Origin of the sequence: Streptomyces sp. AcH 505 (genome assembly GCF_000818175.1) — a bacterium.
In the GTDB taxonomy this organism is placed as follows: domain Bacteria; phylum Actinomycetota; class Actinomycetes; order Streptomycetales; family Streptomycetaceae; genus Streptomyces.
Genome location: NZ_JTIY01000001.1, coordinates 981,864 through 993,338 on the forward strand (window position 1 = coordinate 981,864; position 11,475 = coordinate 993,338).

Below are 11,475 nucleotides of genomic sequence, written 5' to 3' on the forward strand. Positions count from 1 at the left end.
TCTGGGTTATGAGCCCAGCGAGCTACCGAGCTGCTCCACCCCGCGCCGTTGTGTCCCAACCGTACCACGGCGCGGGGTGAGCCCTGTTCAGCTCTTGTTGGTGCTCCCGCCACCGCCGGCCGAGGAACCGGACTGCGCGTCGGCCGCCCGTTGCAGGGCGTCCTGCAGCTGCTGCTGGGCCTTGCCGTACGCCGTCCAGTCCTGCTTCTTCAGCGCCGCCTCACCGTCGTCGTACGCCTTCTGGGCGTCCGTGATGGCCTTCTGCAGCTCCTTGTTGCCGGTCGCAGGCGGCGGCTTCGTGGTGTCGCCGGGCGGTGGTGGCGTCGTCGTCGGTGGCTCGGCGCCCTCGGCCCCGAACACCGCGTTGAGCGCCCCCGTCAGGCTCGTCTCGAAGACCGGCTTACCCCCGTACGAGGCCGCGACCATCTTCAGCAGCGGGTAGTTGGCGCTGCCGCCCCGTGCGTAGACCGGCTCGATGTAGAGGAAGCCGTTGTCGAGCGGGATCGTCAGCAGGTTCCCGTACTCGATGTCCGAGTCGGTGCCTCTCAGGTTCCTGACGAACTCGGCGACCTTGTCGACACCGTTCAGCTCGCTCTGCACCTGTTGTGGCCCCTGGACGGTGGAGGTCACTCTGAGCACTCTGATCTTGCCGTAGTCCGGACTGGTCGCGTCCGCGTCCACCGCCATGAACGCCCCGAGATTAGGACGTCCGTTGGGCGTGAAGGTGGTCGTCAGCGAGAACCGCTGGTCCGTCTGGCCCGGCATCTTCAGACTCAGGTAGTACGGCGGGACCGCGTTCCTGTTGTTGTTCGTCGGGTCGTCCGGCACCTGCCAGGCGTCACTGCCGCTGTAGAACTGCGCCGAGTCGGTCACGTGGTAGCGGGTGAGCAGCTCGCGCTGCACCTTGAACATGTCCTGCGGGTAGCGGAGATGGGCCAGCAGGTCCGGCTTGATGTCGGACTTCGGCTTGACCGTGCCGGGGAACGCCTTCATCCAGGTCTTGAGGACCGGGTCCTTGGTGTCCCACTGGTACAGCTTGACCGTGCCGTCGTACGCGTCGACGGTCGCCTTCACCGAGTTGCGGATGTAGTTGACCTGGTTCTGCTGGGCGACGACCGCGCGCTGGTTGTTGGTCAGCGAGTCGGTCGTGGTGTCGCCGAGCGTCGTACGGGACGCGTACGGATAGCCGTTCGTCGTCGTGTACGCGTCGACGATCCACTGGATCCGGTGGTCGACCACGGCGGGATAGGCGTCCCCGTCGATGGTCAGCCAGGGCGCGACCGCCTCGACGCGCTCCTTGGGGGTGCGGTTGTACAGGATCCGCGAACCCTTGCCGATGGCGCCCGAGTACAGCATCTGGGGCTCGTTGAAGGCCACCGCGTACGCCGCGCGGTTCACCGGGTTGGAGAGGTTGACCCCGCTCTTGCCCGCGTAGCTGGTGGTCTTCTCACCGTTCTTCTCGTAGTCGAGCTCCTTCTGGGGCCCGCCGACGATCGAGTACTGCTCGGTCTTCTCACCGTAGTAGACCCGCTGCTGGTAGGTGCCCAGCTGGCCGGTGGTCGGCAGCCCCGACTCGGTGAAGTCCGGGGCGCCGACGGTGCCCTGGTTCTCGTCGGTGACCGTGCCCGTGCCCTTGGCCGCGATCACGCCGAAGCCGTGGGTGTACGTGAAGTGGTCGTTGATCCAGTTCCGCTTCGGGATACCGGTGATGTTCAGCTCGCGCAGACCCACCACCGTGTCCTGCTGCTGGCCCTGCGGGTTCTTGTACCGGTCGACGTCCAGCGTGGCGGGGAACTGGTAGTACTTGCGCTCCTGCTGGAGCTGCTGGAAGGCCGGCGAGACCACGTTCGGGTCGACCAGCCGGTAGCTGGCCGCCGAGTCCGCCGCCTTGCGCTGCTCGGCCTTCTTGTCCGGGTCGCCCTTGCCGGAGTAGTCCGTCACGTCCGAGGTGTCGATGCCGTACGCGGTGCGGGTGGCGTCGATGTTCTTCTGGATGTACGGCGCTTCCTTGGCCTGCTCGTTGGGCTGGACCTGGAACTTCTGCACGATGGCCGGGTAGAGGCCGCCGATCAGGATCGCCGAGAGCACCATCAGGCCGAAGCCGATGACCGGCAGCTGCCAGGTGCGGCGCCAGAGCGTGGCGAAGAACAGCAGGGCGCAGATGACGGCGATGCAGAACAGGATCGTCTTCGCCGGCAGGTACGCGTTCGCGTCGACGTACCGCAGGCCCGTCCAGTTGCCCGCCGCCTTGAAGTCGCTGGACTTCACCGCGAGGCCATACCGGTCGAGCCAGTACGCCACGGCCTTCAGCGAGACGAAGAGGCCCAGCAGCACCGACAGATGGCCGGTGGCCGCGGCCGTCGCACGCGCGCCGGGGCTGGTGACGCGCAGCCCGCCGTACAGGTAGTGCGTCAGCGCGGCGGCGACCAGGCCCAGGATGATGGCGGCGAAGCCGAAGCCGAGCAGGAAGCGGTACCAGGGCAGGTCGAACGCGTAGAACGACACGTCCAGGTGGAACTGCGGGTCCTTCTGTCCGAAGGAGACGCCGTTGACCCACATCAGCCACGTGCGCCACTGACCGGAGGCGGAGGCTCCGGCGATCAGCCCGACCAGGGCGGTGATCGCGAGGAGCACCCACTTCTTGTACGGGGCGATGCTCATCCGGTAGCGGTCGAGGTTCTGCTGCTCCATCGACATCGCGCTCAGCGGCGGCCGGAGCCGGTGCGCGAGCCAGATGTTCACGCCCACGGCCGCCGCCATGAGCAGCCCGAAGACCGCGAACAGACCGATCTTGGTCCAGATCGTGGTGGTGAAGACGGACGAGTAATCGACGGAGCGGTACCAGAGCCAGTCGGTCCAGAACCCGGCGAACATGACGAACGCCATGGCCAGTACGGCCAGGACACCCAACGTCATGAGCAGGGTCCGGACGCGTCTCGACGGCCGGCCCACCCTGATCCGTGGCCCGGTCGGGCCTCCGCCGCGGTCCGGCATCTGGAAAGCCAACGTGCGCACCTCTAAGTTCGCGGTCGTGTCCGCCAGCATCGTTTCTGGCAGGTGTGGAGCGGGCCCCGCGATCGTAGAGCCCACACATGCAACTTACTGAGGCTTTACCTAGTTCCCGCCCCCGGGTCCGAAGGAGGCAGGATATCGGCCATGTCCAACGTTTCCCCCTCCTCAGGCACGCCCATGGCGGCGAGCCCCCTCACCCGCGCGGTGCTCGAAATCGACGAGTACGCGTCGGGTCTCGGCTGGGACCAGCCGGCCCGGCTCTTCGCCCTCGTCGACACCGCGCGGCTGCGCACCGACGAACCCGAACTCGCCGCCCAACTGGGCCTCGACGACGGCGGGGCGACCGCCCCGCTGACCCCCATCGAACAGGACGAGATCCCGGCCGGCACCCCGCTGGACGAGTTCCTCGCCACCATCGCCTGGCCCGCAGCCGTGGCGGGCTGCGCGCTCACGGTCGAGCGGCTGATGCTGCCGCCGTCCGCCGAGGCGTCCGTACCGGAAGGACTCGACGAGGCAGGACTCGTCGACTGGGTCGCCGCGCATCCGGACCGTCAGGAGGTGCGGATGACCGTGGCCGTACTGCGTGACGGCACACGGGAGTCGGCGCTGCGGCTGCGCGAGAAGGACTCCGCGACCGACGTCCTCACCGGGTCAGGACTCGTCCCCGGGCTCGCCGAGGCGCTTTCCGCCACCTTCGAGGCGTAACACCCCTTTTGTGCCACCCGATTTGCCGGGTCCCGCGGGGCGCGACCGGTCAACTTGCCGAACAGCTCGGCAGGCCGGCCGTGTCCCCGCTGCGGATCTTGTCGAGCGACGCCTTGGCGTCGGAGATGTTCTTCACCTTGACCAGCGTGAGACCCGACGGGGTGTCGGCGGCCGCCGCCGCGCAGTTCTCGGTGGGTGTGAGGAAGAACCGGGCACCCGCGTTGCGCGCGCCCACCAGCTTCATCTCGATGCCGCCGATCGGTCCGACGGCGCCCTTGTCGTCGATCGTGCCCGTACCCGCGATGAACTTGCCGCCCGTCAGCGAGCCCGGGGTGAGCTTGTCGACGATGCCGAGGGAGAACATCAGCCCGGCGCTCGGGCCGCCCACGTCGGCCAGCTTGATGTCGATCGGGAACGGGAAGGTGTGGTCGGTCCCGGCCGAGATGCCGACGACCGCGCGCGGCTTGCCCGTGTCGTCGGACTTCCGGGTGGTGACGGTGACCTTCTGCTCGGCGGCCGGTTCCTTGCCCGCCTTCTTCGCCGCGTCGGCCGCCTTGACCGGGATGATCGTGAAGACAACCTGCTCGCCGGGCTTGTGCTTGGTGACCAGCTTGGCGACGTCGTCGGGCTCGCGCACCGCCGTACCGTCCACGGCCTTGATGACGTCCCCCGCGTGCAGCCTGCCCTCGGCGGGACTCTTCTTCAGGACGGTCGAGACGATGGTCCGCGAGGGAACCGGGATCTTCAGCGTCGTCAGGGCGGCGACCTTGGCGCTCTCCTGGGACTGGCTGAACTCCTCGGCGTTCTCCTGCGTCGACTGCTGCTCGGTCTTGCCGTCCGGGTAGAGCGTGTCGTGCGGCACCACCACGTCGTCGTGGGCCAGCCAGCCGTAGACCGCTTCGACGATGTTCATGTTGTAGTCGGCGCCGGTGACCCTGACGGTGGTCATGTTCAGATTGCCGGTCGTCTTGTACGTCTTGTGCCCGGAGATCTGCAGAACCGGTTCGCCGCCGGCGTCACCGAGTGTGTTCACCGTCGGTCCGGGGCTCATCTCCGCGTACGGAACATTGATGAGCACGCCCGCGCAGAGAAGCGCGATGAGGACGAGGGTGGAGGCGAGCATCGTCGCGGTGCGGCGTGGCATGGCACGACAGTACGGTAATGCGCTGTGAGAGCGGCGTCCGGCCCTGCCGGCCGTCCGACCCGGCTCAGAGCGCGTCGGGGCCTGATTCGGGCGGGTCCATCGCGTCCCGGAACCTGGCGTAGCCGTTGAGCTCGGCTATGTCACCTATCGTGCTGTTCTTGGCGGCCCAGCCGCCCCATATCGCCGCGCCGACCGCGGCGACGAGCGGAATCAGCAACCAGGCAAGTGCGGCCATCTCGATCTCCCGACCCCGTGAGTGTCCTGCATCCGACTGATCAGCAGATGAACCATCTGCAGGACCAACGCTGCTGGCAGGGATACGGTTACGCAAATCGGCCCACACGGATACGAGGCGCTACGCACCCACCCCCGGTCGCTAAACCCCGACCCACTCGTCTGAGCCGTCCGAGAACGTCTGGTGCTTCCAGATCGGCACCTCGTGCTTGAGGTCGTCGATGAGCTTGCGGCACGCCTTGAAGGCCTCGGCGCGGTGCGGGCAGGAGACCGCGACGACGACCGCGAGATCCCCGACCGCCAGATCACCCACACGGTGGACAGCGGCCAGCGCGCGCACCGGGAAGTCGGCCACGACCTTCTCGGCGACCCGGCGCATCTCCGCCTCCGCCGAGGGGTGGCTTGAGTAGCCGAGCGCGTCGACGTCGGCCCCGCCGTCGTGGTTGCGTACCGTCCCCACGAAGATCGCCGTGCCGCCCGCCGCCTCGTCCCCGACGGCGCGGAAGACCTCGTCCAGGCTCAGCGGTGTGTCGCGGACGGCCAGCAGCCGGATCGGGTCGTGCGCCGTCTGCTCTCCGGGGTGGTCGTACATGCTTCCCATAGGGCCCATTGTGCCTGGCGGACGGTCCTGCTCCGAAGCGGGACCACAGGCGGCGGCGCTAGATGCGGCGGCGCGCCTTGCGGGCCCGCCGCACCAGCGCCGCCGTGCCGAGCAGCGCGACCGTCGCCCCCGCCGCACCCGCCGCCGTGGCGTCCTTACGGCCCAGCCTGCGGCCCGCGACGGTGTGCCGGCCCTCGACCTCCTCCAGGAGCGCGGCGAGCACCTCCTCGTTGGTCCAGCTCGGCCGCCATCCCGCGTCGTGCAGCCTGCTGACGCTGACCACCCAGGGGTGCATGGTGTACGCGAGGTCCCCGGCGGGCGAGGGGGTGAGCCCGATCCGGTGCAGCCGGGCAGCGGCGCCCAGGGCGACCGCCGACGGCAGCTCCATCCGCCGGATGCCGCTCAGCTCCTCGACCTCCTCCTGCTCCAGCCAGCCGTCGCAGCCGACGGCCAGCTCGCCCTCGACCTTGCCGAGCGCCGCGTACTCCAGGGCGCTGACCAGGTCGTCGACATGGCAGAACTGCCAGGTCGGGCGGGATCCGGTGACCACGAGCAGCCGGGGCGACTCGAAGTAACGGGTCAGGGCCGTGTCCGTACCGCCGACGAGGACGGCGGGGCGTACGACCGTGACGTGCAGCCCGGGGTGCGCGCGTGGCGCGCGGCGGCCGAGCCGTTCGATCTCCAGCAGGTCGCCGACGCCGGTGGCCTCGGCCGTGGCGCGCAGTTCCGCGTCCTCGGAGAGCGGGATGTCGTTCTCCGCCAGCGCCCCGTAGACCATGGCGGAGGTGCAGAGCACCACCCGGTGCACCCCGGCCGCGGCGGCGGCCGTCAGGACGGTCTGGGTGCCGCGGACGTTGTAGGCCGTACGGGCGGCGGCGTCGGTCTCCAGATCGAGGTCGAGCGCCAGATGCACCACCACGTCCGCGCCGCGCAGCTTCTCCGCGATGGCCGGGTCCCGGACGTCGAGGATGTGCCACTGCGCCTCGGGGACCTCGCCCCTGCGCTCGTCCATGGCGATGACCTGCTTGATCTCCTCCGACGCCACGAGCCGGCGGACAAGCAGGTCACCGACGCCTGTCGCGGCGCCGGTGACCGCGACGACGGGGCCGCGCGATCTGCTCGGGGTTGAGTGGTTTCGCGCTGCGCGAACCTGCGGATCTGGGGAACTCACCGGGCGTCTCCAGCGGTTGTCTTCAGTACGTACGTGAATGACGCGTGCGTACCAGGTGACGTCCATCCTGCCGCAGGCCGTCGGCCTGCGGGGCACCGAGCCCGGAAGCCGCCCGGGTGTCGCCCGCTGTGGACGGCCGGTCTGACGACCAGGTCGTTAGGCTGGGTGGTGTAGTCGGGCAGTCGCCGCCGGCGGTAAGCCGGCGGCCCTACGAGCCGAGGAAACCCGTGAGTGACACCCCATTCGGATTCGGCCTTCCGCCGGAGGAGCCGGAGGACGGCGACGGCAAGAAGAAGGACCCGGCCGGAGGTGGTCAGGGTTCCGGTGGTCAAGGCGGTTCCGGCAACCCCTTCGGGGACTTCGGGTTCGGGCTGCCGGGCGGCGCGGGCGGCGGAGACAATCCGTTCGCCGCGATGTTCGGTTCGCTGAACCCCAACGACCTGGGGGCGGCCTTCCAGCAGCTGGGGCAGATGCTCAGCTTCGAGGGCGGTCCGGTCAACTGGGACATGGCCAAGCAGATCGCCCGCCAGACGGTCGCCCAGGGCACCCCGGACGGCACGAAGGACGCGAGCATCGGCCCTTCGGACCGTGCGGCGGTCGGTGAGGCGGTGCGCCTGGCCGACCTGTGGCTCGACGGCGTGACGTCGCTGCCGTCCGGCGCGAACACGGCCGTGGCGTGGAGCCGCGCCGAGTGGGTCGAGGCGACGCTGCCCGCGTGGCAGCAGCTCGTCGACCCGGTCGCCGAGCGCGTCGGGATGGCCATGGGCGACGTACTGCCCGAGGAGATGCAGAGCGTCGCGGGCCCGCTGATCGGCATGATGCGCTCCATGGGCGGCGCGATGTTCGGCCAGCAGATCGGCCAGGCCATCGGCGTGCTGGCGGGCGAGGTGGTCGGTTCGACCGACATCGGCCTGCCGCTCGGCCCGGCGGGCAAGGCCGCGCTGCTCCCGCTCAACATCGAGGCGTTCGGCAAGGACCTCGGGGTCCCCAAGGACGAGGTGCGGCTGTATCTGGCGCTGCGCGAGGCCGCCCACCAGCGGCTCTTCACGCATGTGCCGTGGCTGCGCTCGCACATCTTCGGGACGGTCGAGGGCTACGCCCGCGGGATCAAGGTCGACACGAGCAAGCTGGAAGACATCGTCGGCCAGTTCGACCCGCAGAACCCGGAGGAGCTGCAGGAAGCGCTGCAGCAGGGCATGTTCCAGCCGGAGGACACGCCGGAGCAGAAGGCGGCGCTGGCCCGGCTGGAGACGGCCCTGGCGCTGGTCGAGGGCTGGGTGGACGCGGTGGTCCACGAGGCCGCGAAGTCGCGTCTGACGGCCGCTGACGCGCTGCGCGAGACGCTGCGCAGGCGCCGCGCCACCGGTGGTCCGGCCGAGCAGACGTTCGCCACGCTCATCGGCCTCAAGCTGCGGCCGCGCCGGCTGCGGGACGCCTCGCGGCTGTGGGCCTCGCTCACGGACGCGCGCGGGGTCGACGGCAGGGACGCCCTGTGGGAGCACCCGGACAATCTGCCGACCGCCTCCGACCTGGACGACCCGGACGGCTTCGTCCACCACGAGCAGCTGGACTTCTCCGAGCTGGACAAGATGCTCGGCGACGCTGCGGACGGCAAGCCCGACCTGCGGAAGCACGACGGCGACGACAAGGCCGACGGCGCCTCGGACGACGCGTCGGACAAGGGCGACAGCGAGGGCGACACCGACAAGTGAGCCTGCATGACGACGCCGTCCTCGTACTGAACGGGTACGGGGACCAGGACGAGCTGCGCCTGGGCTATCTCAGTCACCTGGCGGACCACCCGGACGCGATGTGGAAGCGCTGCGAGGCCGGGCATCTCACGGCGAGCGCGCTGGTGATCGATCCGTCCCGGCAGCGCGTGCTGCTGACGCTGCACAAGAAGCTCGGCATGTGGCTGCAGATGGGCGGCCACTGCGAGCCGCAGGACACCAGCCTCGAAGCAGCCGCGCTGCGCGAGGCGACGGAGGAGTCCGGCATCCCGGGTCTGACGCTGCTGCCGGGCGGCCCTGTCCAGCTGGACCGGCATCGCATTCCGGCGCCCTGCCACTGGCATTTCGACGTCCAGTACGCGGCGCTCGCCCCGCCGGAGGCGGTGGAGCGGATCAGCGAGGAGTCGCTGGACCTGCGCTGGTTCGACTACGCGCGCGCCGCCGAGGTGGCCGACGGCTCGGTCGCGCGGCTGCTGGAGCGTACCCGCGCCGCGCTGACGGAGCGGGCCGGACTGGAGGCGTGAGGACGGGGCCGGTCCGCCCGGCGGACCGACCCCTTCCGTGCACACGCTTCCGAGCCCGGCTGCTCCGTGCCCGGCTGCCCGGCTCAGCTCCAGGCGTTGTTCTGGTTCTGCGCGTGTGAGCCGTGCTGGCCGGCCCCGAACTGCGCGGCCAGGCCCTGCCCGATCGCCGCGTTCTGCGGCGGCATCACCTCGCTGGGCTGGACGAGCGCGAAACCCTGGCCGAGGAAGCTCAGCTCCCAGCCCTCGCCGGTGTTGCCGCGCCGCCTGAAGACGCCCGACGAGTGCGTCTGCGACTGCATCTGCACCCGCAGGGACGTCGACCAGGCGACGACGGCGTCCGCGTCGGCGTTGATGTACTTGTCCGGCGTGACCTGCATCATCAGCGGCTGGCCCGAGGTCATCAGCGCGACCTTGCCCCGGCCCGAGATGTTCAGCTGGTACTTGCCGGTGCCCGAGACGCCGTACTGGCTGTCGACGGCGATGACCTCGGTGTGCAGCGCGGAGTCGAGCGCCAGGACGTAGGCGCTGTCGACCGTGATGCCGTCCTGGTCGACGTCCACGACATGGATGTACTGGGCGAGGTTGGCCAGATAGACCGTGCCCTGCCCGGAGCAGCGCATCAGGTCGAGGCCTTCGCCGGTGCGGGCGCGGGCGCGCCGCTGGCTGCTGGACTGGTACTCGCCGTCGAAGTCCATCAGCCCCTGGTAGGCGACCATGGCGCCCTTGCGGGCCAGGACGTCGTCCTGGCCGGTGAGGGCGACCCGCAGCAGCTGCGGGTTCTGGATGGTGTAGCGGTCCTGGGACTGCTGTTCGGTGAGTGCGAAAAGCGGGCTCTGCATGATTGTCTGGCTCCCCTCAGCCCCGGACCCGCAGGCGGTCGGTACTGTCCTCGCTCGGCTGGACGACGACGATGCCCTGTCCTGAGAAGGCCATCTGGAAGGCCTCGCCGCTGCCGCGCCCTATCAGCGCGGACGCCTTGAGGCTGCGCTTGCCCTTGACCTTGAGGTTCGGGGACCAGGCGACGAGCGCGTCCGGGTCGACGTACGTCTCGTCCTCGCCACGGCCGCAGTCGACGACCATCGGGGTGCCGCGCGAGGTCAGGGCGACCCAGCCGGTCCCGGAGATCTGCACGTTCCACAGGCCCTGGCCTGCGAACTTCGCCAGGCCCTTGACCCGCTCGACGCCCCACTGGAGATGCGCGTCGAAAGCCAGCACGTTGGTGCCGTTGACCGAGATCGCGTCGTTGTCGAGGTTGATGACGACGACGTTCGCGCCGTAGTCGGCGAGGTAGAGCAGCCCGTCACCCGAGCACTTCATGATGGGCGTGGCCTCGCCCGTGACCCACTGGGAGGCGATCTGGCGCACGGCCGGCGGGTTGGGCTCGTACTGGATGAAGCCCTCGTACGCGACCATCGAGCCGGTGCGCGCGAACAGGTCCTGGCCGGTGGCCATGGCGACCTTGAGCATGGCGCTGCCGTGGTTCTCCATCCGGGCGGCGATCGGGGTGGGCGCGAAGCCCGCGAGTTGCTGGTTCATTCTTCGGGCTCCCTCAGACCTCGTACGGCTGGACGACGATGAAGTTGCCGGGGGCTCCCCGGAACTGCAGGTTGACGGTCTCTCCGCTGTGTCCCGGATAGGCGTTCCTGCGCAGCCTGACCTGGCTGGAGAGGATCACCTGGGACGCCGCCGACCAGGCGACGACCGCGTTGCAGTCGGCGAAGGTGGTGGGCGTCACCGGCAGCACGACGGGTGTGCCGTGCGTCTTGACGACGACGGTCCCGGTGCCCTGGAAGAGCATGGTGAACAGGGCGCCGCCGGGGATGCCGTGGCCCTCGATGCGACGGACCTCGTACTGGAGGGACTCGTCGAAAGCGAGCACGTTCTCCGCGGAGACGCAGATCCCGTCCCCCTGGAGCTCCACGGGGTGCAGATGCGCGCTCTCCTCGGCGAGGAAGACCTGGCCTCGGCCGGTGCAGCGCATCAGCTGCATCTCCTGGCCCGTGGCGTTGCCGACGATCCGTCCGGCGAAGCCGGCGCCCTTGTAGCCGAAGTCGACCTTGCCCTGATACATGACCATGCTGCCCTGGCGGGCCAGGACGGGCGAGCCGCCCATCGACAGGTCGACCCGCATCAGATGGCCGTTCTGCGACGTCCAGCGCTGGCCCGTGGGCAGTTCCTTGTACGGCTGGAGGGCCGCCTGGAGACCGGCGCCACCGGGCGGCGCGCCCTGCGGGACGACGCCCTGCGGGGCGCCACCGGGCGGCTGGCCGAACGGGGACGGCGCGGGCTGGCCGAAGGGCGCCGGTGCCTGGCCGGGGACCTGGCCGAACTGCGGCTGCTGGGGCGGCTGCTGG

At 69.8% G+C, this 11,475-nt stretch carries 11 protein-coding genes; 3 read left to right on the plus strand and 8 right to left on the minus strand.

All coding sequences use genetic code 11. The features are described 5' to 3' along the window. Window positions 1–87: 87 nt before the first annotated feature. Window positions 88–2,994, minus strand: coding sequence for a UPF0182 family protein (locus HY68_RS04485; RefSeq protein ID WP_198533387.1), 2,907 nt, complete (start codon window positions 2,992–2,994; stop codon window positions 88–90). A 162-nt stretch (window positions 2,995–3,156) separates the two neighbouring features. Here HY68_RS04485 and HY68_RS04490 point away from each other — a divergent pair, with 162 nt between their 5' ends. Then, window positions 3,157–3,717 carry a PPA1309 family protein gene (locus HY68_RS04490; RefSeq protein ID WP_041984660.1) on the plus strand — a complete coding sequence of 187 codons (561 nt, stop codon included), beginning with the start codon at window positions 3,157–3,159 and terminating at the stop codon, window positions 3,715–3,717. A gap of 49 nt (window positions 3,718–3,766) precedes the next feature. On the opposite strand, the gene HY68_RS04495 is transcribed toward HY68_RS04490, so the two are convergent. From HY68_RS04495 to HY68_RS04505, 4 genes are all read right to left on the minus strand, one after another. Further along, window positions 3,767–4,861 carry a PDZ domain-containing protein gene (locus HY68_RS04495; protein ID WP_041984662.1) on the minus strand — a complete coding sequence of 365 codons (1,095 nt, stop codon included), beginning with the start codon at window positions 4,859–4,861 and terminating at the stop codon, window positions 3,767–3,769. Between the two features lie 64 nt (window positions 4,862–4,925). Continuing rightward, window positions 4,926–5,096, minus strand: coding sequence for a hypothetical protein (locus HY68_RS43460; RefSeq protein ID WP_198533209.1), 171 nt, complete (start codon window positions 5,094–5,096; stop codon window positions 4,926–4,928). A 141-nt stretch (window positions 5,097–5,237) separates the two neighbouring features. Then, window positions 5,238–5,696 (minus strand): molybdenum cofactor biosynthesis protein MoaE, encoded by a 459-nt coding sequence (locus HY68_RS04500; protein ID WP_041984665.1) that lies wholly within the window; start codon window positions 5,694–5,696, stop codon window positions 5,238–5,240. Window positions 5,697–5,754: 58 nt separating this feature from the next. Then, window positions 5,755–6,867, minus strand: coding sequence for an SDR family oxidoreductase (locus HY68_RS04505; RefSeq protein WP_041984667.1), 1,113 nt, complete (start codon window positions 6,865–6,867; stop codon window positions 5,755–5,757). Window positions 6,868–7,094: 227 nt separating this feature from the next. Between HY68_RS04505 and HY68_RS04510 the strand changes: the two genes are divergently transcribed. Further along, on the plus strand, window positions 7,095–8,579 hold the full coding sequence (locus HY68_RS04510) for a zinc-dependent metalloprotease (RefSeq protein ID WP_041984670.1): 1,485 nt from the start codon (window positions 7,095–7,097) through the stop codon (window positions 8,577–8,579). Then, the gene (locus HY68_RS04515) at window positions 8,576–9,121 is read left to right on the plus strand and encodes an NUDIX hydrolase (RefSeq protein WP_041984671.1); all 546 of its coding nucleotides are present in this window, start codon (window positions 8,576–8,578) and stop codon (window positions 9,119–9,121) included. Before HY68_RS04510 ends, HY68_RS04515 begins: the two co-directional genes overlap by 4 nt. 83 nt (window positions 9,122–9,204) lie before the next feature. Here HY68_RS04515 and HY68_RS04520 read toward each other — a convergent pair whose 3' ends face one another. The 3 genes from HY68_RS04520 to HY68_RS04530 form a co-directional block, all read right to left on the minus strand. Further along, window positions 9,205–9,960: an AIM24 family protein gene (locus tag HY68_RS04520; protein ID WP_041984673.1), complete on the minus strand. Its 756-nt coding sequence runs from the start codon at window positions 9,958–9,960 to the stop codon at window positions 9,205–9,207. A gap of 16 nt (window positions 9,961–9,976) precedes the next feature. After that, window positions 9,977–10,657, minus strand: coding sequence for an AIM24 family protein (locus HY68_RS04525; RefSeq protein WP_041984675.1), 681 nt, complete (start codon window positions 10,655–10,657; stop codon window positions 9,977–9,979). Between the two features lie 13 nt (window positions 10,658–10,670). Next, on the minus strand, window positions 10,671–11,475 hold an 805-nt coding region (locus tag HY68_RS04530), incomplete at its 5' end, for an AIM24 family protein (protein ID WP_198533210.1).

What these genes read in the sequence shown, in the direction of transcription:
- HY68_RS04520 (WP_041984673.1), bottom strand. Translation starts at nt 9,960, where the DNA reads ATGCAGAGCCCGCTTTTCGCACTCACCGAACAGCAGTCCCAGGACCGC.
- HY68_RS04525 (WP_041984675.1), bottom strand. Translation starts at nt 10,657, where the DNA reads ATGAACCAGCAACTCGCGGGCTTCGCGCCCACCCCGATCGCCGCCCGG.
- HY68_RS43460 (WP_198533209.1), bottom strand. Translation starts at nt 5,096, where the DNA reads ATGGCCGCACTTGCCTGGTTGCTGATTCCGCTCGTCGCCGCGGTCGGC.
- HY68_RS04490 (WP_041984660.1), top strand. Translation starts at nt 3,157, where the DNA reads ATGTCCAACGTTTCCCCCTCCTCAGGCACGCCCATGGCGGCGAGCCCC.
- HY68_RS04495 (WP_041984662.1), bottom strand. Translation starts at nt 4,861, where the DNA reads ATGCCACGCCGCACCGCGACGATGCTCGCCTCCACCCTCGTCCTCATC.
- HY68_RS04485 (WP_198533387.1), bottom strand. Translation starts at nt 2,994, where the DNA reads ATGCCGGACCGCGGCGGAGGCCCGACCGGGCCACGGATCAGGGTGGGC.
- HY68_RS04500 (WP_041984665.1), bottom strand. Translation starts at nt 5,696, where the DNA reads ATGGGAAGCATGTACGACCACCCCGGAGAGCAGACGGCGCACGACCCG.